Origin of the sequence: Rhodococcus sp. JS3073 (assembly GCF_026810085.1) — a bacterium.
In the GTDB taxonomy this organism is placed as follows: Bacteria; Actinomycetota; Actinomycetes; order Mycobacteriales; family Mycobacteriaceae; genus Rhodococcus_F; species Rhodococcus_F wratislaviensis.
The window spans coordinates 7,802,108-7,826,324 of sequence record NZ_CP113951.1 but is presented as its reverse complement, the minus strand read 5'-3'; the positions used below and the strand labels follow the sequence as shown (position 1 = coordinate 7,826,324).

The 24,217-nt window shown below is 65.0% G+C and carries 17 protein-coding genes and 4 pseudogenes; 10 read left to right on the top strand and 11 right to left on the bottom strand.

What is annotated here, in order from left to right; all coding sequences use genetic code 11:
• The first annotated feature begins 30 nt into the window (after nucleotides 1–30).
• Nucleotides 31–1,494, top strand: a complete 1,464-nt coding sequence (locus OYT95_RS35720) for a glyceraldehyde-3-phosphate dehydrogenase (RefSeq protein WP_268790297.1) — start codon at nucleotides 31–33, stop codon at nucleotides 1,492–1,494.
• Nucleotides 1,495–1,655: 161 nt separating this feature from the next.
• Here the strand turns inward: OYT95_RS35720 and OYT95_RS35715 are convergent, their stop codons facing one another.
• On the bottom strand, nucleotides 1,656–2,123 hold the full coding sequence (locus tag OYT95_RS35715; protein ID WP_112298439.1) for an SRPBCC family protein: 468 nt from the start codon (nucleotides 2,121–2,123) through the stop codon (nucleotides 1,656–1,658).
• Nucleotides 2,124–2,379: 256 nt separating this feature from the next.
• Nucleotides 2,380–3,114 carry an IclR family transcriptional regulator gene (locus OYT95_RS35710; protein WP_268790296.1) on the bottom strand — a complete coding sequence of 245 codons (735 nt, stop codon included), beginning with the start codon at nucleotides 3,112–3,114 and terminating at the stop codon, nucleotides 2,380–2,382.
• A 174-nt stretch (nucleotides 3,115–3,288) separates the two neighbouring features.
• On the opposite strand from OYT95_RS35710, the gene OYT95_RS35705 reads away from it, so the two are divergent.
• Nucleotides 3,289–4,104, top strand: coding sequence for an SDR family NAD(P)-dependent oxidoreductase (locus OYT95_RS35705; RefSeq protein WP_268790295.1), 816 nt, complete (start codon nucleotides 3,289–3,291; stop codon nucleotides 4,102–4,104).
• A gap of 28 nt (nucleotides 4,105–4,132) precedes the next feature.
• Nucleotides 4,133–5,047 carry an NAD-dependent epimerase/dehydratase family protein gene (locus OYT95_RS35700; RefSeq protein ID WP_268790294.1) on the top strand — a complete coding sequence of 305 codons (915 nt, stop codon included), beginning with the start codon at nucleotides 4,133–4,135 and terminating at the stop codon, nucleotides 5,045–5,047.
• A 245-nt stretch (nucleotides 5,048–5,292) separates the two neighbouring features.
• On the opposite strand, the gene OYT95_RS35695 is transcribed toward OYT95_RS35700, so the two are convergent.
• The gene (locus OYT95_RS35695; protein WP_268790293.1) at nucleotides 5,293–7,623 is read right to left on the bottom strand and encodes an ATP-binding protein; all 2,331 of its coding nucleotides are present in this window, start codon (nucleotides 7,621–7,623) and stop codon (nucleotides 5,293–5,295) included.
• Here OYT95_RS35695 and OYT95_RS35690 point away from each other — a divergent pair.
• Nucleotides 7,582–8,175 (top strand): annotated as a pseudogene (locus OYT95_RS35690) (IS110 family transposase); the annotation flags it as partial. The gene OYT95_RS35695 and the pseudogene OYT95_RS35690 sit on opposite strands and share 42 nt — an antisense overlap.
• A 7-nt stretch (nucleotides 8,176–8,182) precedes the next feature.
• On the opposite strand, the gene OYT95_RS35685 reads toward OYT95_RS35690, so the two are convergent.
• Nucleotides 8,183–8,710, bottom strand: coding sequence for an ester cyclase (locus OYT95_RS35685; RefSeq protein WP_037227459.1), 528 nt, complete (start codon nucleotides 8,708–8,710; stop codon nucleotides 8,183–8,185).
• Between the two features lie 869 nt (nucleotides 8,711–9,579).
• On the opposite strand from OYT95_RS35685, the gene OYT95_RS35680 reads away from it, so the two are divergent.
• The gene (locus OYT95_RS35680) at nucleotides 9,580–10,464 is read left to right on the top strand and encodes a helix-turn-helix domain-containing protein (protein ID WP_156046518.1); all 885 of its coding nucleotides are present in this window, start codon (nucleotides 9,580–9,582) and stop codon (nucleotides 10,462–10,464) included.
• Nucleotides 10,465–10,470: 6 nt separating this feature from the next.
• On the opposite strand, the gene OYT95_RS35675 is transcribed toward OYT95_RS35680, so the two are convergent.
• The 3 genes and pseudogenes from OYT95_RS35675 to OYT95_RS35670 form a co-directional block, all read right to left on the bottom strand.
• Nucleotides 10,471–11,676 carry an MFS transporter gene (locus OYT95_RS35675; protein WP_268790292.1) on the bottom strand — a complete coding sequence of 402 codons (1,206 nt, stop codon included), beginning with the start codon at nucleotides 11,674–11,676 and terminating at the stop codon, nucleotides 10,471–10,473.
• 153 nt (nucleotides 11,677–11,829) lie between these two features.
• Nucleotides 11,830–12,048: pseudogene (locus OYT95_RS44795) on the bottom strand (transposase); the annotation flags it as partial.
• A gap of 243 nt (nucleotides 12,049–12,291) precedes the next feature.
• A complete protein-coding gene (locus OYT95_RS35670; RefSeq protein ID WP_268790291.1) occupies nucleotides 12,292–13,578 on the bottom strand; it encodes a glutamate dehydrogenase in 1,287 nt (428 codons plus the stop codon).
• Nucleotides 13,579–13,760: 182 nt separating this feature from the next.
• Here OYT95_RS35670 and OYT95_RS35665 point away from each other — a divergent pair, with 182 nt between their 5' ends.
• Entirely contained in the window at nucleotides 13,761–14,684 is a 924-nt protein-coding gene (locus OYT95_RS35665) for a LysR family transcriptional regulator (RefSeq protein WP_037227136.1), read from the top strand.
• A gap of 907 nt (nucleotides 14,685–15,591) precedes the next feature.
• Here OYT95_RS35665 and OYT95_RS35660 read toward each other — a convergent pair.
• Together OYT95_RS35660 and OYT95_RS35655 are read right to left on the bottom strand one after the other, a co-directional pair.
• Complete coding sequence (locus tag OYT95_RS35660; RefSeq protein ID WP_268790290.1) at nucleotides 15,592–15,870, bottom strand: hypothetical protein; 279 nt, start codon at nucleotides 15,868–15,870, stop codon at nucleotides 15,592–15,594.
• Between the two features lie 176 nt (nucleotides 15,871–16,046).
• Nucleotides 16,047–16,187, bottom strand: a complete 141-nt coding sequence (locus tag OYT95_RS35655) for a hypothetical protein (RefSeq protein WP_268790289.1) — start codon at nucleotides 16,185–16,187, stop codon at nucleotides 16,047–16,049.
• Between the two features lie 1,822 nt (nucleotides 16,188–18,009).
• Between OYT95_RS35655 and OYT95_RS35650 the strand changes: the two genes are divergently transcribed.
• Nucleotides 18,010–18,303 (top strand): DUF4193 domain-containing protein, encoded by a 294-nt coding sequence (locus tag OYT95_RS35650; RefSeq protein ID WP_268790288.1) that lies wholly within the window; start codon nucleotides 18,010–18,012, stop codon nucleotides 18,301–18,303.
• 153 nt (nucleotides 18,304–18,456) lie between these two features.
• Here OYT95_RS35650 and OYT95_RS35645 read toward each other — a convergent pair.
• Nucleotides 18,457–18,659: pseudogene (locus OYT95_RS35645) on the bottom strand (hypothetical protein); the annotation flags it as partial.
• A 265-nt stretch (nucleotides 18,660–18,924) separates the two neighbouring features.
• Here OYT95_RS35645 and OYT95_RS35640 point away from each other — a divergent pair.
• Nucleotides 18,925–19,523, top strand: a pseudogene (locus OYT95_RS35640) (glyoxalase).
• A gap of 637 nt (nucleotides 19,524–20,160) precedes the next feature.
• On the opposite strand, the gene OYT95_RS35635 reads toward OYT95_RS35640, so the two are convergent.
• Nucleotides 20,161–20,439, bottom strand: a complete 279-nt coding sequence (locus tag OYT95_RS35635) for a hypothetical protein (protein WP_268790287.1) — start codon at nucleotides 20,437–20,439, stop codon at nucleotides 20,161–20,163.
• 958 nt (nucleotides 20,440–21,397) lie between these two features.
• Between OYT95_RS35635 and OYT95_RS35630 the strand changes: the two genes are divergently transcribed.
• A complete protein-coding gene (locus OYT95_RS35630; protein ID WP_268790286.1) occupies nucleotides 21,398–22,345 on the top strand; it encodes a hypothetical protein in 948 nt (315 codons plus the stop codon).
• A 299-nt stretch (nucleotides 22,346–22,644) separates the two neighbouring features.
• Nucleotides 22,645–24,075, top strand: coding sequence for an aldehyde dehydrogenase family protein (locus OYT95_RS35625; RefSeq protein WP_268790285.1), 1,431 nt, complete (start codon nucleotides 22,645–22,647; stop codon nucleotides 24,073–24,075).
• Nucleotides 24,076–24,217 lie beyond the last annotated feature (142 nt).

Here is a 24,217-nt window from a genome sequence, read left to right as displayed (position 1 = left end):
GCCAATGAGCCAGAAAGCCAGAGGAACGCAGTGAGCACAGCGGAACTGACGCAGTGGAACTCCGAGGAAGCTCTCGCGGAAGCGATGATCCCGATTATCGGCGGTCTGCACCGCAGGCATTCGGTGACGATTCTGCTGCACAGTCGCTCGCTGGTGAACAAATCGGTCATCAAGATCCTGCGGACCCATCGCTTCGCCCGACAGATCCGTGGCGACGAGCTCTCCGTCGAGGAGACGTTCCCCTTTCTCGAGGCACTGACCGGCCTCGATCTGCGGCCGTCGAAGATCGACCTCGGCCTGTTGGTGACCGCCTACCACGCCCACGGTGGCGGAGCGCCGATCCCCGAGTTCGTCGCGGAGAGCCTCGCCGACCTGGTCGGTGGTGCCCAGACGAGCCCCGCGCAGCCCCAGGATGTCGTCCTCTACGGATTCGGGCGTATCGGTCGACTCGTCGCGCGGCTGCTCATCGAGAAGGCCGGTTCGGGTAACGGCCTGAACCTGCGTGCCGTGGTCGTCCGGAAGGGCGGCAAGGACGACCTGGTCAAGCGTGCGTCACTGCTGCGCCGCGACTCCGTCCACGGTCAGTTCAACGGCACGATCAAGGTCGACGACGAGAACAACGCGCTCATCGCCAACGGCAACGTCATCAAGTTCATTCACAGCAACGATCCGACGAGTATCGATTACACCGAGTACGGCATCGACAATGCGATCCTGATCGACAACACCGGCATCTGGCGTGACCGCCACGGGCTGTCGCAGCACCTCCGCCCTGGTGTGGCGAAGGTGGTGTTGACCGCGCCCGGCAAGGGTGACGTCCCCAACATCGTGCACGGTGTCAATCACCGCGACGTCGATCCGAACGAACGCATCGTCTCGTGCGCGTCCTGCACCACGAACGCCATCGTCCCGCCGCTGAAGACCATGGACGACGAGTTCGGCGTCGTGCGGGGCCACGTCGAGACTGTGCACTCGTTCACCAACGACCAGAACCTGCTGGACAACTACCACAAGGCCGACCGGCGTGGCCGATCGGCGCCGTTCAACCTCGTCCTCACCGAGACGGGTGCGGCCTCCGCGATTGCGAAGGCTCTTCCCGACCTGAAGGCCAAGATCACCGGCAATTCGATCCGCGTGCCAACGCCGGACGTGTCCGTCGCGATCCTCAACCTTCAGCTCAGGCGCGAGTCCACCAAAGATGAAGTGTTGGAGCACCTTCGCCAGGAATCACTCACCGGAGCGTTGAGCCGGAACCTCGACTACACCGCGGCAACCGACGCCGTGTCGAGCGACTTCATCGGCTCGCGTGCGGCGTGCATCGTCGACGCGAACGCCGCGATCGTCGACGGCGACACCGCCATACTGTACGTCTGGTACGACAACGAGTTCGGCTACTCCTGCCAGGTGGTTCGCACCGTCCAGTACCTCTCGGGCGTGGAGTACCCCATCTACCCGGCGGTCGACGCGGCCGCGGCCGCTGAAGCGATCGTCTAGTGGCGTGAGCGCGCTCGGCCACTCAGACGCAGAGGCGCTCGCCCAGTCGGCTGCGGTTCGGTCACTCCCGGCCTCATCCTGCCTCGTGCGGTGGTGATCAGTTGCGCTAACCGGGTGGTGTCGAGACGAGCGCCGCGGTGCTCGCGGTGACAAGTGTGGGGTCAGTCGGTCCCTTCGACGTACGACGCCAGGTTCGCCAGCGAGGAGGCGATCCCGGCCTCGTGTACGTCTTGGTCGATGCCGGGTGGCACGTCGGTGGCGGTGACGGTCACCTCGGTCCCGTCACCGGCGGCAACGAGGTGCCAGGTCATCGTCATGGTGCCCGCGTACGACGGGTCGTCAGCGTCGAACACCGCCCGCTGCACCACCCGCTCCGATGGCACCAGGTCGGCGAATCCCACATCGACGACATCCGTCGCATCCGACGTCTTTCCGGGGCTGTCGACGGGGTTCAGGTAGGTCAGGACCATCCGGAACCCGCCACCAGGGCGGGGATCCCACCGCTCGACCCGCCCGCGCATGCCGTCCGGTGGTAACCAGGCCTCGAGGGAGTCCCGGTCGAGGAGGGCGCCGTACACAGTCTCCGGTGGTGCCGCGATCACCCGGCTGGCGCGGTCAGTCCTGTCCATCGCCCAATTCTAGGACCGAGGAAATTCCGTAGGGGCACCCACAATCTCCACGATGTCACCTATCCAGGGAGCGGGTCGTGCCCCAGCCCCTCCCCGAGAGTGCTCGCCGTCCCTCGACCGGCCTCGCACCGACTCTGATTGTGGCACCCCTCCCCGGATCGGATGAATCGCCTCGGGGACGGTACACCCTGAGGTCACGTCAGGTGGGCGACCCCGTATCCGGTACCGACCTGTCGACTCACCCAGCCGATTGCCACTACCGAGCAGAATGCCGCCCCGAGACATCCGACGAGGGGACCTGCATCCGGCGCCATATCTCAGCCGCCGCGGTCTGCACCGACAGCCGTATCCGCTGGTCCACGCCGATCTTGGCCACCGAACCGAAAACCGAGACGGCGGCGCCCTCCCCTCGGCCCATCGGCCCGATCGGCACGGCCACGCAACTGAATCCCTTCATACACTTCTCGTGCTCACATGCGACACGCAATTCACGCACCCGGTCGATGTCCGGCGAGCTGATTCGTGAGCACCCCGCACCAGCGAGCAATGCCTTGCCGATCGTTGAAGAGTCCGCGCGAAGACGGCTACCGACACGCGACCGGACACCTGGGGCGAGATCCCCGCCGATCTTCTCGAGGTAGATCACGTCCGTCCCTTCGAGGACGCCCAGGTGCACGATGCATCCGGTTACGCGGTGCAGCCAATGCAGACTGGGCAGCGCGGCCCGGCGAAGCGAATTCTGTTGCGCCGCCATCGACCCTAGTTCGATCATGCGCATACCCAGTTGGTAGTCCATGCGGTGACGGTGCACCCAGCGGAGGGCGACCATCTGCTCCAACGCGCGATGAACAGAGGATAGCGGCAGTCCCGTGGCGGCGACGATCTGCGACAAGTTCAGGCGTTCGACGCCGTCGAACGCGTCGAGGATCAGTGCCGCCCGCTGCAGAACTCCGGTCGGGCCATCGCCGGAACCGGAACTGTGCGCTCGCATCCGGTCTCCTTCCTCACTCTCCAGCACCCTGACGTAATTGCTTCTCCTCACGAGAGTTTCACGCGAGACCACCTCGTGCAAATGGTTGACACCAGCGCTCGCGGAGACGGAGATTCTTCCATCCACCGGGAAATCGGCTATCGGCCGGTGCATGGAATGCTCTGTAATCCGTCAATGCCCAATCTCATCTCCTTCACTCCCGGTGCGATGCTGGCCGGCCGACGTGCCGTGGTCACCGGCGGTGCCGCAGGCATCGGAGCGGCGGTTGCGCGGGCCTTCGCCGCGCACGGCGCCGACGTCCTTGTCGCAGACATCGAACCGATCGGTTCGCTCGAGTTCGACATCGCCGCAGGCGGCTCGATCACCTCGGTCGAATGGGATGTGCGCGCGACGTCGTGCCCCTCCGCACTCGTCGGGCACCGACCGGATGTGCTGGTCAACAATGTCGGCCACTATCTGCAGCCGCCACACACGTTCGCCACCAACACGCCGTCGCTGTGGGACGAGCTGCACGAGATCAACTTCGCTCACGTCCTGCGTCTGGCGCAGGCGTTGCTGCCGGGCATGACCGAGCGGCGTGACGGCTCGATCATCAACCTCACCACCGTCGAGGCCCACCGAGCGATTCCCGGCCACGCCGTGTACTCCGGGTACAAGGCCGCCCTGACGCAGTTCACCCGGTCGCTGGCCGTGGAGGTCGGCCCATCCGGCATCCGGGTCAACGCGATCGCTCCGGACCTCATCGAGTCCGTCCAGGTGCCCTACGCGACGCTCGTTCCCGAGGAAGACCGGGAGCTGTGGCCGACCTGGTCGCCGCTCGGCGGCCCCGGGCAGCCAGAAGACGTCGCCGGCGCCGCACTCTTTCTTGCTTCCGACCTGTCCCGCTTCGTCACCGGCGGCACCATTCACGTCGACGGCGGCACCCACGCTGCCGGTGGCTGGGTTCCCCGCCGCTCCGGTGGCTGGACCAATCGTCCCCGCAACCCCTGACCGGCGAAACACCGAAAGGCACCTCAGTATGAAGATTCTGATCATCGGCGGCACCGGCATGATCGGCGCCCACGCCGCCCTCCACCTGCGTGACCACGGCAATGACGTCACCGTAGCGGCACGGGGCCCGGTACCAGACGATTCGCCGGTCGCCGACTTTCCACGACTGGCGGGTGATTACACCATCCCCTCCTTCACCCGTGAGCAATTATCGCGGTTCGACGGCATCGTCTTCGCCGCCGGGCAGGACGTGCGACACAAGTCGCCCGGGGACGCCGAACAGCCTTTCTGGGAGAACACCCAGAGCGTCGGGGTACCGCGCCTGGCCAAGCGCGCCAAGCAGGCCGGTGTGGGCCACTTCGTGCAGGTAGGGAGCTATTACCACCAGCTGCGGCCAGCCCTCGCGTCCGTCAACCCCTATGTCTCGGCCCGGAAGGCGGCCGACGAAGGCGCCCGTGCGCTCGCGGACGAGTCGTTCACCGTATGCACACTCAATCCGCCGTCGATCATCGGTGCCGTGCCGGGCGCATCGGCCCGCCGCTATCGGCGGATGATCTCGTGGGCGGCCGGACACGAGCCGGCCATCCCCGACTTCGCCCCACCCGGCGGCACCAACTACATGTCCTCCGCTTCGCTGGCGCAGGCGATCTGGGGCGCTCTGCAGAACGCGGCACCCGGCACGGCGTATCTCGTCGGAGACCAGAACCTTACCTTCCGGCAGTTCTTCCAGATGGTCGTCGACGCCGCAGGCGGCAAGCGTGTCATCGCAGAACGCGACGAGGAACACCCCCTGCTACCGGACCCCGCCATCGTCCAAGGCCGCGGCAACACCCTGGCATACGAACCGGACCCGGAGCAGGTGCTCCGTCTGGGTTACGCCCGCAACGACTGCGCTCGTGCGGTCGAAGCACTCATCGATGTGGTCGTGGCAGCCACACACTGACAGCATCCGACGCTCGCCAAACCCGTCCACGATCGGGGTAAGCGGTACGACGCAGCTGATCGTCGCGGGCGTTGGCGGCCAACCTCATTCGGTCCAACGAGCTGGATTTCCGCCCTCGCCGGCGTCTTCGAGTCCGTAAGCCAGGCCCTGCACGGAATGCAGGGCGAGCGGCGTCGAAGTTCGGCGACGCGGGCGGACCGATCAGCCTGGACGGAATCCTTTTTGTGATGCGTGGCGGTGTGCGATCAGGACTGCCGGCCCTGTCTCTGCTCGATGATCCAGGCCGCGATCTGTGTACGGGAGGTGAATCCCAGTTTGGCGAGGATGTGCTCCACATGCCCCTGCGCGGTGCGTTGCGAAATGACGAGCCTGTCGGCGATCGCCTTGTTGGTCAAGCCCTCGGCGACAAGTTCGGCGACCTGCAACTCCCGCCGCGTCAGACTCGAAGGGTCCGATCCTGCGGAGACGCCGACCCTGTCCTTCTCATCGAGTGCGTATGCTGCCGCGTCTTCGAACCGCATCCCAACCCCGCGACGGAACTCCACCTCGAACGCGCGGTCACCGATCGCCCGGCGAGCCGTTTGCTCGACCCGTTCATGGACGGCGGTGAGATTCGGGTACATGGTGCTCGGAACCCCTACTGTCTCGGCGAGGGCCTCGGCGGCACCCATCAACGTGGCGGCACGCCTGGGCGCTCCCTCTTCCACAGCGATCCACGAGAGGACCTCGAGGCACCCGCCGAAGCTGATGTGGTCGTCCCCAGACCGAGCGAGCTGCAGCACCTGCGCAATCAACTTTTTCGCCGGGGAGTGCTCACCGCGCTCCCAGGACGCCACCCCTAGACCCCACAACGCCCATCCCCGATAGACGGACTCCCCTCGCGACTCCGTGAGCGCAACAACCTCCCGCCGGCACTCCTCGCTGCGCGTCCGGTTTCCGGCCGCGTCACTGGCCGTCGCGAGCCCGAGCAGCGACCAGATCAGATACAGCAGATTCCCGTCCTGACGGAAGACCGCGATCGAGGACTCGAAGCACTCGCACGCCGTGGCGTAGTCCCCGGTGATCAGGGCGTGATGACCGGTGGCATCGTCCATCAGCGCCGCGGCGGTGCGATCACCGAGCCGCTCCGCCACGGCGCCTCCGCGTTCGGCATAGAGCGCCGAAGCCTCCGGGTCGCCATGCAGTCCGGACAGCACACTGAGCACGTACAACGCCCTGATCCGCTCCACACTGGGTGCGCCGTCCTGGACCGCGAGAAGTTGCGCAAGCCATCGCATCCCCTCACGCAGCCGGCCCCGCACCCGCCAGTACGGGTACAACGCCGCTGCCATCCGAACTCCCGCATCCGCCTCGCTCGGCCCGATGAGACAGAACTGCAGTGCTGCAAGGATGTTGGGTTGCTCCGCGTCCAGGCGCACGATCCAGGCCACCTGCCGTGAACTGACCCAATCGGACTCCGCCCGCAGCACCACCTGTTCGTACCAGTCCCGGTGCCGCCGTAACAGCGAGCCGAACTCACCGGTCTCCTGCAGCCGTTCCGTACCGTAGTCGCGCAGCGTCTCGAGCATCCGGTACCGCACCGCCCCCGTGGCATCCACGTCGCGAATCAGGATCGACTTGTCGATCAGTGAGCCCACCAGATCCACAACCTGTTCTGCCGCCACGGGGTCGGTGCAGATGCCCTCGACGGCGTCGAGTTCGAAGCTGCCGGAAAATACCGCCAGCCGTCCCCACAACTCCCGCTCGGCCGGAGTGCACAACTCGTGGCTCCAGTCGATGCACCACTGCAGAGTCTGTTGCCGTGCCGGCGCCCCGCGACTGCCCGAAGTCAGCAGCCCGAATCGGTTCGTCAGCCGCTGCAGGAGCTGCTCCACGGACATCGCCCGCAGCCGCACCGCCGCCAGTTCGATCGCCAGCGGCAGACCGTCCAGGCGACGGCAGATCGCCGCGACCACATCCTGATTGTCCTCGGTGACAGCGAAGCCCGGGACCAACGACGCCGCACGTTCGGCGAATAGGTTCACCGCCTCGTAGTGCCCGAGCCCCCCACCGGCCGTCGACCGCTGGTCCGGTTCCGGCATCGTCAACGGCGGCACCCGGAGGACGGCTTCTCCCCCGATGCCGAGAGGTTCCCGGCTGGTCGCGAGAATCCGAAGTTCCGGGCAGGCACGGAGAAGGGCGATGGCGAGGTTGGCGACTTGGTCGACGAGGTGCTCGCAGTTGTCGAGGACCAACAGCACCTTCCGTGCCGTCAGGTACTCGACGAGCAGTGCCTGGGGCGGGCCGCCCCGACCCTCGCGCACGTTCAACGCCGAGAGCACCGCGTCGACGACCGCGTCCGGGTCGGGCAGTTCGCCCAACCCGACCAACCACACACCGTCGTCGAACACGCGAGAAGAATCGGCGGCCACCCGGAGTGCGAGCCTCGTCTTACCCACACCCCCGACACCGGTCAACGTCACCAGCCGCGATACAGAGAGCAATCGACGCACCTCGGCGATCTCCCGGCGACGACCGACGAAACTCGTCAACTCATAGGGAAGGTTTCCCGCGCTCGCCCTGCCACCGAGAGGCATGAATCCGCCACCTTCTCCCGTACCTGCGACCACGGTACCGCCGCCGCGGCGCGCGATTGGGGGTTCGTGACCGCACGGTCCTGGCTGTTCGACCACCCAACACCATCGGGCGCCCTGCCCGTCACCATCGCCCCTACTGCGGACATGACGTCGCCTACCTGCCCGGCGTGTCGGTGCACCGCATCACCGACACGCCCGCACCATGCCGCACACCCTGCGCCGGGTCGACACCGGGGACGAGGCGCTGACGGAACTGGAGGTCCTCGTCGGCGTCGATGACGACCTCGCCGGTGAGGCCACCCCCGTCAGCAACCGCATCCGCGGACTCCTGACCTCCATCCACCCTGCCCCTCGAACGGGTCCTCGAACCCCGCGTCACCCATCCGCCGTTCTCGAGATCCTCTCCAGACCCGCTGGAAAGCACCAGGCCGGGAAACGCAAGCCGCGCTGGACGCGCAGACGGTGCCCGGCAGCAAGGCCTCCGAGATCCTGCCGGAGCTCGCCGGCTCGTTGAAAGCGGTTTTGCTGCAACGTAAAAGCATCGGATGTGATCGTGGGGCTAGTGGCGTCTCACCATGCCGACAACACGCGTTCCGGCGTTGAAGACGGCCTTCATCGCACGATCCGCAACAGATCCGTCAGGCGGTAGCAGCTTGATCTGACGGGCGAACTCCATTTGGTCGTAGCGCACCGTGTTGGTGACGACCTTCCCGTCCTCGATGACGAAGTGATCGAATCCCTCGAAGTCGATTCGCCGCCCGGTCGCCGCGATGCCGACGAAGGTGCCGACGTGCCGTCCGGTCAGGTGCCAGTGAACCAAGACGTCTTTGCCGGACTCGGCAATCGAGACGAGCTCGAAGGCGAAGTCGGTGACAGCGGCGAAGACCTGGTCGAAGTAGGCGGCGATCTCGGCGGCCCCGCGACAGGTCCCGGTCGGGAAGTTCACGGTGGTATCGGTGGTCCAGAAATTGCGCAGGCTGTCGACGTCCTGGGCATTGATCCGGTCGAAAGCCCACTCGACGAGTTGTGCGTTGGAGACGTCGTTCGGTGGAGCGATAGGGGTCGTGGTAGGGCTGCGATCGGGCATCTCTACTCCCTGCACGTTGAAGCGCGGCACATGGACGGGCACTGCACGGGACTTCTTCCGTCAAGGCTAACGTCGCGCATGCGAGCAGTCGACTACTCGAAAACGTTGTCGGGGATGGTGCAGCCTCCGCCTCCGCGGCGATCTCGGACGCGCCCGACGTGAGAAATGACCCGGCAACCCGCCCCCAGGCCGCGGCCACTCCGCACTCGGACTTTGCCGAACTCACCGACGGCGCCGCCGTGATGACACCCATACCGGCGGCAGTTTCGTGTCTGCGTGCAGCACTCTCACCATCGCACTACTCGCAGCGATACCTCGTTCGATCAAGCCCAGCTCAACATGTAGTGTACCCTATCTATTAGTGCACTATTAATATGCGCGCACCTAAAGCGCCAGCCGCACGGCCGGCCATCGAAACAGGTCAAACGTGCACAGACCCGGACAAGACCCCTACCACAAGCGAGGACAAGGCCAATGAGGCAGTCCGACAGCATCTTCTACGAGATACGGGGTGCAAGCACATTCGACTCGCCTTGATGAGGAGTCGCACGAACCGCCTGGGCGTACCTGTTTCCTGAGCTCTGGACACCCCCGGCTCCGCACAGTCGCACAAGCTTCGTCCTCGGCCATGCCGTACGCGGCGCCTGGTCGAGCTGCATGACGAAAGGCGATTGCCTCGATGTCCTCGACATCCTCGATGCCGAACATCGTTCCGCGTTGAGCACATACTGTGGGCGCGAGGCAGATTCGATAATCAATTCACTTCTTTCGGCCGCCTGGTAGACGTGCCTACTCCAACGGAGGGCCGACACGGCCGCTCTGGGGGCGGTCGAGGAATATTCTCAGACGGTTACGGAGTTTGCACTACGGTGTTCAAAGCATTGGATAACGAGCCTCGGCAGATGGGGGCGTTGGATCGTGCGTTGGCCTCGCTGGACTGGCCAGTTCAGGCCGCACAGCGTGAGTTGCTGGCGCCGGGTGAACGAGTCGCGCGGGTGCATGACTCCGCCGGGTTCTCCTACATTTCTGCAGGAACTGCAGCTCTCCATGTTGGCAAAGAACGAACTGAGCTTTCCACCGGTGACCTAATCATCTACCCGCGAGCACACCGAGCTGAGATCCGCGCCAAGCGCGAATCCAACGTTATCAACGCATGGTTTCTGCCGTCCGGCGGCTCAGCTCAGACTCTCGGCACTTTCCCCAACACTCTGGTGGTGAGGGAGTTCTCTGTACGTGAACCGAATATGGCGATGCTCATCGAGGGCATGCTCAGCGGACAAGCTAACGCTTCCGATTTCAGTCGGGCAGGAGATGCAGTGGTGTGCAGCCTCATTTCCACCACCATCGTCTCGGCCGCAATCCGGCTTTGGGCGGAGCTTGGCTGCGCTCCCGAGCGGTGGCTGCATCAGGTGTCGGACCCGTTCATCGCACGCGCACTCGATGCGATCCATGAGAGCCCCGGGGATGCCTGGACTCTGCAGACCCTGGCTCGGGTGGCAACCATGTCTCGATCCGCCTTCGCGGAGCGCTTCACCACTCTGGTAGGTCGAACCCCGGCGTCGTATCTGACCGAAGTTCGAATGGAGACCGGTAAAACGCTTCTGATCCGTGACGGGCTGAGCATCGTAGAAACCGCTCACCGCCTCGGGTACGAATCTGAGGCCGGTTTCAGGCGCGCCTTTCGACGGCACACCGGGTCCGCGCCAGCTGTCTGGCGCGGACAACAACGGTCCCTCTTACTTCCTGCCCTATAGGTCCGGTTATGCCTCCGCGCTTGCTGCTGTCGTCGTCCTGGCCATTCGGAACAAGGTTCCACCCACGAGAGAAGCAAGTGCGGCGGCAATCAACGTCGCCTGGACTCCAGCGTTATCGGCAACCACGCCACCGAGTCCAGCTCCAAGAGTGATCGCAATCTGAAATCCGGTCACGATCAGCCCGCCTACGGATTCCATCCGATCCTGAGCGAGCCGCCCGATCCACGTACTGACCACTAGCAACCAAGCCCCAAATCCAATACCCCATGCTGTCGCACCCACCCCCACTGCCCAGAAATGTCCAGGGAAGAGCGCAACCGTAGCGATGCCAAAGCCGATGAGTGCGGGCACAACCAAACGCATCAGGTTCAGGTTCTTATCCACGAGCAGCCCGACGACGACGTTTCCGGCAAGGCCTCCGATACCAAACGCGGCCAACAATCCCGCGATTCCGCCCGCGCCGATGCCGGGAACTTGCTCGAATGCCAACCGAATATAGGTGAACGCGGCAAAGTGGCCAAGGACGGTGAGTACGTGCCCCACCAGACCCAACGACAGGCCGGGTACTTTGAGGGTGTCTGCCAATTCGCGAAACCCCGTGGTGGTGGCAGGGGCAATTGCCGGCAACACGGCGCGCAACGAGATAGCGACCAGCACCGACACGACGGCCACACCGACAAACACCACGCGCCAATCAAACACAGAGCCAAGGTAGACACCCAAGGGCACGCCGCCCACCGTGGCGACGGTGGTGCCACCGTTCACGAGCATAAGGCCACGCCCTAGGCGTTCCGGTGCCACCAGCTGGGAGACGATCGCCAGCGACATTGCCCAGAATCCGCTTATTGCGGCCCCAAGGATCAACCGGGCGACGAGCAACAGCACGAGATTGGGTGCGACGGCGACCAGAATGTTGGAAACCGCAGCGGTCAGAGCAACCCCAGTCAGAAGCGTTCGCCGGTCCAGCCGGGGAAACATCATGCCAACGACGGGGGCCACCAAGAACCCCATGAACGCGGTCGCGGTGACCGTCTGCCCCGCCTGACCCTCAGTGATGTCGAGTGAGGCTGCCATCTGCGTCAGCAGGCTGGGCGGAAGAAATTCAGCGAGCACCAGCGTAAAGCTGGTGGCCATGAGGATGAGCACCCCCGCCCACCCAGCGCGCTCAGAGCGGCGTGAGGGGAGGATTCTCGGCGCGGTGTTTGTTGTCATCCGTTGATTGTTCCGAGAATGCGCTACCCAATACGGGACCAATCGTCCACACAACAGAGCCAATGGTCCACGCAATTGTCGCCGGAGACCTGGTTCACGCCGCCCCGCACAGGACAATCCGAGCGTCGGCGGATCTGGTTCTGGCGCATGGGTTTAACTTTCTTCCGGGATGGTGCGTCCCTGGAATGCGGTCGCGAAAGCGTGCAACGCTCCTTTCCACCGAGTCCCGGGCCTGTGGCCAGACACAGGCACGCGAGTGCAGCTTGTTCGTTCGGGCGGTGCCCAGGCGCCCGCACCGCCCGACGGTAGCGAGCATTGAGATTCTCGGCCGCGTTTCGCCGAACAGACGACAAGTCTGATCTCGGCGTCGTACCTTGTCGGCAATTTTTCTGAGCGTTTCTTTCGAGACCGTTGCGCCTGGGGTACCTCCCGCATGCGGGGGCCAACGTCGTCGAAGTGGGAGACGAGTTCCCCGGTGGTCAGTCCTTGCCGACAGGGACAGGATGATATCGATGACGCCGGCCGAGCCTCGCTGTCGTGTCTTGGCGATCTGCCGATCGAAAGTGACAGTCCCCTACCCGGCGGCCCGGTGTTCTGTCGCTGATCGCCCGCCGTTCACTGGATCATGAGCGGCACTGCCAGAGGATCGGCCGGGGCCGACGCGCTGCGGTTGGCCGCGACGAGGTCCCACGCGGTCTGCCGTGGCGCCACGCCGTCCAAATTCCATTGCCCGAGCAGCAACGCCACCTTGGCCAGCATCTCAGTACGCAACCGCCGGAACGAGTCCTCGGGGTCGGTGCCGACCTGACCGAGTAGTACCCACCAGGCCCAGGCGACTGCTCCGGCATTGGCAACGAAGTCTGGGACCACCGGAATGCCCCGCCCGGTGAGCACCGCCTCGGCCCGCGGGGTTGTCGCGGCATTCGCTGCCTCGATCACGACTTTCGCGGCGACGTGGTCGACGTTATCCGTCGTGATCGCGTATGAGATCGCGGCCGGGACGAGGATGTCTGCCGCAGTGGCGATCACAGCCGCGCTCGGTAACCGCTGAACATGCGAGGGGACGCGAGAACGGTCAATCTCGCCGAAGCCGTCCCGCAGGTCGAGCAGCGCGGGAACGTCCAGGCCGTCGGGACAGTACAGCGTGCCGAGGGCGTCGGCGACAGCAATCACGCGCATACCGGCCTCGTACAGATACCAGGCCGCGCCGCCCCCCATGGTGCCGATGCCCTGGATCGCCACCGTCGTGTCGGCCGGAACCCAGCCACATGCTTTCACCGTACCGATGCAGGCCTGCGCGACTCCGTAACCGCCGATCACATCGCCCAGCAGAAACCCGCTGGGCACCGGGGCGTTCAACGCCGCCCGTACCCGGCGCAGAGTCCTCTGCGGATTTTCCGCACGGCTGATCGCCGCATGGTAGGACTGCTGAAGGCCGAGCCGCGCGAAGACGTCGTCGAGCAGATGCTGCGGCACTCCCAGATCCTCCGCGGTCACCCAGTGCGCGGCCAGCCACGGGCGCATCGCCTGACAGAACCGCTCCAGAACACCGACGGCACGGGGGTCCTTCCGGTCGAAGTCGATGCCACCCTTCGCGCCGCCGACAGGCAGGTCGAAAACCGCGGTCTTGGCCGCCATGCCTCTGGCCAGATCCTCCACTTCCGACATCGTGCAGCCTGCCCGCATTCGAGTGCCCCCGGTTGCCAGGTCGGACACCAATGTGTGCACGACGAGGTAACCACGAGCTCCCGTGATCGGATCAGACCACGTCACACGTAACAGGGGCTCACCGCTGCGCACGGTCGCCACATCGACCCGACGCTGCGTCGCAGTGTTCTCGCGGTAGTCATACGCTCGGTGCTCGGGGTTGCGCCCGAACCCGCATTCCGTCGTCGTGGTCACCTCGAGTTACCCCAATCGTCGTCAAAACGCATCTTCCACGACCACTCAGCCGATGACGCCAGCGTGCGCGCGCTGGTGACCAGGCGTCCAGTTAAGGATCGTGAATGATTGCGTTCACGCTTTCTACACAGGGCAACGCGTGGCAGGTTGGACGGTTCGGAATGGATGCATAGGCTGGAGGCATGGAGCTGTCTTTGCGCCGGTTGCGGATGCTTCGGGAGTTGCACCGCCGTGGCACCGTGACAGCCGCGGCGCAGGCCTTGCACTACACCACATCCGCGGTATCCCAACAGCTCACCCAGCTCGAACGCGACGTCGGCGCAAAACTATTCGAGCGGCGCGGTCGGCGGGTACAGCTCACCGAGATCGGTCTGCTCCTCGCCGAGCACGCAGAGGAGATCATGCGATCGGTGGACCGGGCGACGACTGCCCTGGAACAAACGCAGGACGGGGTCACCGCCCGATTGACCGGTGGTGTGTGGGCGTCCGTCGCGTCGAGCCTGCTGCCGAGTGCGCTGACGTTGCTGGCCGCCGAGCATCCCGGCATCGAGGTGCGAACGAAGGAACTCGCGCCGGAGGACACCGCAGTCGCGGTACGGGACGGCTCACTGGACTTCTCGTTCGTGATCAACTATTCCGACTACCCGATGCAATGGGACCCGGAGCTGACCAGAGTGGTGATCGCGGTGGAGCGGCTGCACGCAGCGCTGCCTCCGGGCACGGTATCCGCGAGAACCATGGCGCTGGCGGACCTCGCTGAGCATCCCTGGATCCTTGCGGGACCCAATTCGCATTTCGGCCGCGCGGTGCGCTTGGCCTGTCAGCGTTGCGGATTCGAACCCAGGATCAATCATGAGGTCGGCGAGCAGGCAACTGCACTCGCAATGGTTTCCGCGGGCCTGGGCGTCACCCTTGTCTCCGATCTCGGACTGACTCTGCGCCCGCCGGGAATGGACGTCGTCGCGCTCACCGAACCGCTCATGCGGACGATCTCCATCGCCCATCGCGGGACAGCAGCGCACCGACCGCCACTGCAACTGGTGATCGACGCCGTGCGTGCCGCGGCAGCCGCACAGGGACTCGCCGCGCGGGCGCCATACCCGTAGCCACAGACGACACACGCCGTACCGCACATGAACGGTTGAACCGGTCGAGGCACTTCCGCAGGATCCCACTGGGCAGGAGACGTCCAAGTCCCCTGCACGGCGCCGAATACAACCGTCGGATGAATGATCCCTACCCGCACCGCCGCCGGATTGCGACGCAGTGCACGTCAACTTCCCGCGTACTCGGTCTCGGTCTCGGTCTCGGCGCCACGGATCGTCCACCGGTCCCTCTACGGGCGTCCTCAGGCCAAACCGGAAGGATCACATCGCAAGCGTGGGACCGGTCGGACCGTTAGCTGCTTGGCCCGCCCGTGCGGCGGTGGTGGGGGTACACAGTCGCTAAAATACAAATATCGTCTTGGGCACAGTCCGATTCGGGAATGACCTGCCACAACCGCTCGATGAAACGGCGCGCGGTCATTCCGAAGCGCACAAGGATTTCCTCCTCGGTAGCACCACCGAATGGTGCCCACATCAGGGCGAATTCGATCAGGTGCTCCGCTTCAGGGTCGGGATGGTTGCGGGGTGCGGTTCGCTTGGATCCAAGCGGCGCGACGTCTCTGACGCCACCGGCGATACTCGCGAGAGTTCATGGATACTCACACTTTTAGTCGGGACTGAGAAATCCTCGAAAATCGGGGCCTCGCCACAGAGAGGGAAAGAATGAAAGCCATGCATACGCCGATGATTACACCCGGGCTAGCCCATTCGTTCGCACAGAATTGTGCCTCGGTGAAGTCGACAAGTACGCGGCGCACAGTCCAGAATTCGATGAACCAGCGCCAGGCGGCGTTGACCTAGATCGAACCGGAGTGACCTAGCTGGGACAGTGCCGAGTCCCAGGAGCCGGCTCACGCACGCTCCTCTACGAAGAGCAGCGATCACGCGGTCCCGGTCCACGCCGTCCTCACCCGACACAGATCAGTACACCCACGACCGCTACTGCGACCAGCGAGGCACCACCGCAGATCAGCCACGCCCGCGTTGCGAGCCGTCGCCACTGATCACACCGACCAGCCACCTCCGCGACCGCGACCGACCGCCCCAGGTCCGCATCGGAGTCCCGCCACTCCGAGAGGCGGCGGGCCTTCACATCCGCCCGTGCCGCCACACCGAACGAGACAGGGACCACCAGCAGCACAATCACCAGTAGGCCAACCAACGCGCCCATACCCGTCTCGAGCATCCGCTTTCCTTCCACGCCACACGACGCCCGGCGCAGGTGCCGCGCGTCGATCACGGCCACCCGGACCCACGGGCGCAGCCGATCCCCCGTCCGCTCCAGAGCCGAATTAGTGATGCACAATCTACGACGCGCGCGATCAACCACCGGCACCGGCGAAGGACCACACGTCATTGCGCCTACAGGCCGGGCATCGGGAACTTCCACACGGCCACCACAACCACGCCCATGACCAACCCGGCGTAGAGAACAGTTCCAACCACACTGACGCGCAACGTATTCAGCAGATTGGCGCCCAGGCTATCGGTGATCCGTGCCATCACAACTCTTCTTTCAGGTGCAGGAGTTCCGGATTGCCACGTCGATGACGTTGCACCGCATACACTCGACCGATTTCGGCACCTGCACATCGGCCGAAATACCGACACCCATACCCTTATTTGAGTTGGGAGGTTTGGTCTCGACTCAGGGTTGCAACCAACCATCCCCAAGCGCCAGGTTTCTCCCGCAGAATTCGCTGTGTTCTACATCACACGGCCGGTGTCCGATTTGAGTTTCCCCAGTATTTCGCTGCCCCGTCCAGATCGGGGAGGTTGTCGGGCACAGCTATTGCGGGGCCCGACTGGCAGGCGGCCATCAGCAACAATGATGGGCGAGCGGCTCCGAACCCATTCCGGACCACATTGTGGCGCTGCGAAATCGCACTTACTGGTCGGTAATTCGGGGTTGTCGGAAATTGTGCAATGGCATGGATCACACTCCCTGGACTTCCACGCTCCAGCTCACGAACATCATAGATGCGCCGCGCGTCACTACGCGCAGGTTGACCGTGTAGCGCCCCTGCCAGCTGATACCCATCGTTGGCGGGGGCTGCGCCTGGTTGTCCCCCGACACGATCCGCACCGCCATTGCTCCCGGACACTCCTTCGGCGCCGCGGCTCCTGGCCACTGTTGCCAGCCGCGACGAAAGTCACCGTCGCCCGATCGTGTCCCGCCGATTCCTGTGCGTGACCGGCATGCCGTCGCTGCTCGGGGCCTGTGTGCAGACCCTTGGTGCACCCGATACCGGAATCCCGATACGGTCACGATCACAGGACGACAGCACCCATACCCACACACAATCCACCGTCGAGGTTTTGGTATGCGTTGGCGAGGAGGCGGCGAGCACCTCCTGCCGCTGGAGGTCTTCACGACTCGCGGCAAGCCGTTCCACCGGACGCCGCCGGCGCCCGCGCGATCCCGCTGTCACCGAAATAGTCTCTTGTCCCACGTATTTCGTGTGACGGTGTCTGAAGCGTCCATTCGGACGAGGTCCGCACACGCCAGCGTGGTGGCCGGGTCGACGCCGGCCCGAGAATCCCCTGCCGAGCCGCAGCGGGCATCCGGCCCGTAACAAAACAGGTACCCCACCCCGCCGGATGGCCGGTTCCGGATATGCCCGAGACCACGACTATGGAAACACCCGATCAGTTCTTCCCACGCTAGAGGCCTCCATGCTCGAAAACCCCGCTCCACCGCCGAAGACGTCACCGGCAAGACCCACCCCACCCGCTGCGAAAACCAACAACCCCTGTCGAGCTCATCCCAAGCGAATCACCATCCGTGCAGCCCACAGGCGGCGGGCCGCGACTGGCGTTCCCGCAGGCTCGCCCGAGCTCGACTGGTTACGGCAGTCCCTGCGAGCCTGCGATCTACTCGCCAGCGTGCAATCCATCAGCCCCTCGGATCGGGCGCTCGTCGCCTTCGGCATCGAGTGGGCTCCCTACGGCGGCGCCGACTCCGAGGAACTGTTCATCAAATTCGGCGTACAACGGAGCAGGTTCCTAGTTCTACTCCAAGCCGCGATGGCTCCGAGGCCATCAGACCTCGAGCGTCTACGGATCCACAAGACAACCCTGTGCAACGACCTCCTCCGCGCCTGGAACGAATCGCCACCGAGGCCGCCATCGCTTACCAGTAGTCGGTAGGTCACTTCGGCAGATGGGCGCCCAGGCACCGGACGGGGCGACCGCATTTGTGGCGGGTGAGTGACACCGGTGTCGTCGTGCGGCCACAGCACCCCATGACCCCCGGCGTAGGTCACTGCGCCGGACCCTCTACCCTGGCGGATCCGAACACGCAGAGCATGAGGAAAGAACAGCCATGGCCACCGACTACGACGCACCGAGAGTCACCGAATCCGACGAGTCGACGGACACGTCCCTCGAACAGCTGACGGCCGGCAGGAAAGAATCCCAGTCACCCGCCGTGGACGTCGAAGACATCGACACCGCAGAGTCCTTCGAGCTACCCGGCGCCGACTTGTCCGGCGAAGAATTCACCGTCCGCGTCATCCCCAAGCAGGCGGACGAATTCACCTGCACCAGTTGCTTCCTGGTCCATCACCGAAGCCGCCTCGCCGACACGCAGCAGCTGATCTGCCGAGACTGCGCCTGAGAACAGCGACACCCGAGGGCCACGGATGTGTCGCCACTCGTCACAACACGGTGCACGCCGTAGCCCGGAGCCCCCACAACCGTCACGAGAGCGCACTGCTCTCGTGACGGTCCTGCCGTGTGCTCCGGCGCCTCCATCAGACAACCTCAGCGATCATTCCGGCACGCCGTACTTCTCGATGAGCGGGGCAAGTAGCTCCGCGGCGCGTGGCGCGGTGATGATGTCCTCGTCGCGTACTTTCGTGACCACCTTGGAGTTGGCGTCCTCATATACATGTTCGCCGATCATTTTCCCCTTCTCGTTGTACGGGCAACGAAGGCGAGGATGCGGCGGACGAGGTAGTAGGAGTCGGCGTCGCACGAGATCGGGATGACGAACAGCTGACAAGACTCGTCGACCGCCGGTTCACCGCACAGGCACGGAACAAGACCTGGCTCACTGGACACCGGTCGGACAGAAACGGAACTCGAACGTCGCTTCACCACTTCCCCGCCGTGACCCCCACACAGTCCGACAAACCAGATCGGCTATCCCGGACCTCGAGGACCGGGTTTGCGCCGAGAGATTCATTGATCAGGAATCGAGAAGCACCTACCCGCGGGCGGCACTAACGTCACTCGCATGAACATCGAATCCCTCACCCTCGAAACCCCCGACCCCACCACCCTGAAAGCCTTCCACGCCGCCCTCGGCGTGGATGAACACTCAGCGCCCGCGACACGGACGCACCGACCACCGGCTTCCGCGGTTACACCCTCTCCCTCGTCGTGTCCCAGCCGAACATCGTCGACGCCTACGTCGGGGCTGCCCTCGAAAATGGCGGCACCACAATCAAACCAGCCAAGAAGAGCTTGTGGGGGTACGGCGGCGTCGTACAGGGCCCCGACGGAGCACTATGGAAAGTCGCGACATCGTCGAAGAAGAACACTGGGCCGGCCACCCGGCACATCGAGGACCTCGTCCTGCTGCTCGGCGTCGAAGACGTCAAAATCAGCAAGCAGTTCTACCTCGACCACGGGCTGGAAGTGACAAGAAGCTTCGGACGCAAATACGTCGAGTTCGCCACCGGCCCGAACGTCAAGCTCGCGCTGTACGGTCGCCGCGCCCTCGCGAAGGACGCCGGCGTCTCCCCCGACGGCACGGGCGCCCACCGGATCGCCATCAGCAGCGATGCCGGACCCTTCACCGACCCCGACGGCTTCACATGGCAGACAGTGTGAACCGGAGAAGTCTTCGGGTCAGGGCGCGACCGAAACGACCTTGCCAACCCCGAGGCCGAATTCCGGGTGCTGTCCCGAGCCGACACTGAAAAACTTATGTGGCGTGGATCACATCACCACGATGCGACCCGCTGGCGGATCTACCATTTCCTCGCACCAGCACACACCAAATACAGGTCGCCGATGCAGTCTCCGCCTGCCGAATCCTCACTGGCTAGCGAGGATTGGCTCGCTACACCGCGATCCTCCGATCCGGTGGAGAAATTTCAGAATACTGTCAACGCCCGAGGAGACACTGGCCAGGCACACCACCTCAGGTACACCAGCGCGGACCCGGACCGCCCACTCGAGAGCGCTGTTTCCCGGATATCGCATCGCGTAACGAGCGCGATCAGGGATCGCGCGGCGGTGTCCTGTTGCACGTCCCGGCGAGGCCCGGCCGGAGCGGAGAACACTCCGACCGGGCCGCTTCGGCTCACCGGGGGCTTCACCGCACTCCCGGACGAGCCCAGGACGCGGACGTCACTGCAGCCGAGAGGTGTCGGATTCCGGCGACACGCGGAGGCCCGGGCTCGACGTCGTCAGCTCGGCCGACAGCTGCGAACCAGGAATCGCGCGGTCCCGGTCCACGCCGTCCTCACCCGACACAGATCAGTACACCCACGACCACTACTGCGACCAGCGAGGCACCACCGCAGATCAGCCACGCCCGCGTTGCGAGCCGCCGCCACTGATCACACCGACCAGCCACCTCCGCGACCGCGACCGACCGCCCCAGGTCCGCATCGGAGTCCCGCCACTCCGAGAGGCGGCGGGCCTTCACATCCGCCCGTGCCGCCACACCGAACGAGACAGGGACCACCAGCAGCACAATCACCAGTAGGCCAACCAACGCGCCCATACCCGTCCCGAGCATTCCCGTTCCTTCCACACCACACGCCGCCCGTCACAGGCGCCGTTCATCGATCACCCGGACCCACGGGCACAACCCCGTCAGCTCTATCGCGGAACTACTGCCTGGCGTTGCACTCCGACGACCGGCACCGGCGAAGGACGACAAGCCGAGCGCGCCTACATGCCGGGTACGGGGAACTTCCCTATGTCCGGGACGATTACGCCGATGCCCAGTCCGGCGCACTCAACGGTGCCAAAGACTGTGGCACGCAACGCATCCAGCAGTTCGGGCCACACCTCATTCCCGAGGTCCACGATTCTTCGCAGAAATTGTTGTGTTCTACGTCACAGCATGACGCCTGTTCTTTCGATCCCAAGCATGGCTGCGAGCAACTCGCCGCCGACTCCCGCCGATCGCAAACTCGGCAGCGCCACCTGATTCACATGCACCGTAGACAGCTCCGAAATTGCACTTACCGGTCGGTAATGAAGAGGTGCAGGAATTTGTGCAATGGCATGGATCACACTCTCTGGACTTCCATGCTCGGGCTCACGAAGATCACTGATGCGCCGCTCGTCACTACGTGCGGTTTGTCCGTGTAGCGCCCCTGCCAGCTGATGCCGATCGTTGGCGGGGGCTGCGCTTGGCTGCGCCACACGATTTCCGGCGTCGACACGGACCCTTCGCCGCTCGGGTCAGCAGACCGATAGGCACGATCACGACGAACTCCTCTGTCCGCACGGCAAGAAAGGGTCGCCCGCGTTCGCGATGGCACCGACCTCGTCGGCGACGCCACCGTTTCGGTCCGCGAGGCCGCCGCTGACTCGTTGGGTGCGGCCGGGTGGCTGACCCCTTCCATCCGCCTGCCCGACGGGCAGACCCCCCGCCGATCCCCAGCCCACGTTTGCCCGGTACGCCGCCGGGGGATGCTGCGGGGAAGGGCGACCCCGTCGTCGGATCACGCGAGAGAGGCATGTCGATGAACGCTGTCACGACCGGCATCGTCGCCGGTGCCGCGGGCACCACGATGCTCGACGCCGTCACCTACCTGGACATGGCGATCCGGGGCCGCCCCGCAAGCACCGTCCCGGAGAAGACGGTCGAGTCCGTTGCATCCGCTCTGGGCGTCGCGATACCGGGACGCGGTGACGCGTTCGCGGCGCGGCGGTCGGCGTTCGGGGCGCTCGGTGGGATCGCCGTCGGCACGGGACTCGGTGTCGCCGCGGCCCTTACCCGCCGGGCCGGCGCCCACCTGACCCCGACTGCCGGAACGATCGGGATCGGTCTCGCCGCGATGGCAGCCACCGACATCCCGATCGCCCTGCGCGGCATCAGCGACCCGCGGCAGTGGACCGCCCAGGACTGGCTCAGCGACATCGTGCCGCATCTCGTCTACGGCGCCACCGTCACCACCGTGCTGCGACAGCGGGAAGAGACCACGGGGCACCGGACCGACCCGGCGGCGGAACGGTCGAGCACCGTCCGGTCGGCCGTGATCGGCGTGGCGAGCGGTCTCCGCAGTTCCACCGGCATCGCGGCGGCGCTGCTGTCGGGTGCCCCGGGCTCAGTGCACCGGGTCCGCCTCGTTGGCGCGACTGCGCTCGTCGGCGGCGAGCTGGTCGCCGACAAGAACCCGAACGTACCGTCACGTCTCTCGCCGCCTGCGCTCACCGGACGACTCATCGCAGGCGGCGGGGGCGCCGCGGCGCTTTCCCGCCGCGACCGGGTCGACACGGCGTCGGCCCTGATCATCGGGACTGTCGGTGCCCTCGCGGGCTCGTTCGGCGGCGCGTGGTGGCGGCAGTGGGCCGGTAGGCGGATGCCGGACTGGCAGGCCGCGCTCGCGGAGGATGCTGTGGCGCTCACGATGGCGGCGGCTGCACTTCGTCGTCCCGCGCTGTCGTCGTCGGTCAGCGCATCGAGGTAACCCCGCGCCCGGGGCTGGATAGACCGCACAATTCTCCGTCATCGCTCGACCCGAGGTTGCGTTGTCCCCCGGATGGGGGACAACGCATTCATCCCTCGGTGTGCCCGGCTGGCGGACAGACGTCCGAGCTGCGGTGAGTCATCGTTATCAGGCGCCGGAAACATTCCGACGCAAACCAACCAGGGCTCCGGGACGCGAGAGCGGTGCAAACACGGGACACCGTCGCACTCACCCGAAGGCCACACGCCACATGCGGTACCCAACCTTTCTCACCTTCTACAGCCGACCAAAGGAGCACCATGGAGAACACCCGGAAGTTGTACATCGACGGCGAGTGGGTCGACCCGATCGGCACGGACACGCTCGACGTCGTCAACCCTGCGACGGAGCACACCGTCGCCACTATCGCACTGGGCGACGAGAAGGACGTCGACCGCGCCGTCACGGCCGCCCGCAGAGCCTTCGACAGTTATGGCTCGACGACACGTACCGATCGGATTGCGTTACTGGATCGGGTAATCGAGGTCTATGGGCGGCGAATGGGCGACCTTGCGTCGACGATCACCCAGGAAATGGGCGCACCGACTTCACTGGCCACGACCGCTCAGGCACCGTCCGGCTTGGTGCACCTCACCGCGGCCGTCGATGCGCTCCGTGAGTTCGAATTCGAGGAGAAGGTCGGCACGACAACGGTCGTGCACGAGCCGATCGGTGTCTGTGCGTTCATCACACCCTGGAACTGGCCTGTCAATCAGATCGCCGCGAAGGTTGCGCCGGCGCTGGCCGCGGGCTGCACGATGGTGTTGAAGCCGTCCGAGATCGCGCCACTCAATGCGATCATCTTCGCGGAGATACTTCATGAGGCAGGTGTCCCTGCCGGTGTATTCAACCTCGTCCAGGGTGACGGACCTACCGTCGGAGCCGCACTGTCGATGCACCCCGACATCGACATGGTGTCGTTCACCGGATCTACCCGTGCCGGCATCGAGGTCGCTCGCAACGCTGCGACAACGGTCAAACGCGTCGCCCAGGAGCTCGGCGGCAAGTCGGCGAACATTGTGCTGGACGACGCGGACTTCGACGAAGTCATCACCCGAGACGTGCTGGGTGTGGTGGTCAATTCGGGCCAGTCCTGTAACGCAGGTTCGCGCATTCTGGTTCCGTCGGACCGCATGGACGAAGCGATCGCGATCGCGAAAGCCGCTACCGCGTCGATCGTGGTCGGACAACCCGAGTCCGAGGGGACGACCGTGGGTCCGCTGGTGTCACAGGCACAGTTCGACAAGGTGCAGCGCCTGATCCAGACCGGCATCGATGAGGGCGGCACGCTCGTCGCTGGTGGGGTCGGTCGCCCAGCGGGACTGTCCACCGGCTACTTCGTCCGGCCTACCGTCTTTGCGGACGTGACGAACGATATGACCATCGCGCGAGAGGAGATCTTCGGCCCGGTCATGATGTTGATCGGCTACGAGGACGAGGCCGACGCAATCCGCATCGCGAACGACACCGCCTATGGGCTGTCCGGGATGGTCTCGTCGAGTGATCCGGAGCGCGCGCGGAAGGTCGCCAGGAAGCTGCGGACGGGAATGGTTCATCTCAATGGTGCCCCGCTGGTGTTCGATGCGCCGTTCGGCGGGTACAAGCAGTCCGGCAACGGCCGAGAGTTCGGCAAGTTCGGCCTGATGGAGTACCTCGAGGCCAAGGCGATCTTCGGCGACACCGAAGAATGATTGCCCCGGCGGGGTTCTCGCGGCGAAAGGTTGATGCTCGGCGTCGCCGGTCCTGCCCGACGCCCGCCGGCGTTGCGTATGGACGCGGCGGTGTCGGGCTGGTCGGTTGTCGTACAACTAGATTCGTCCGTGAAGGCGGGCC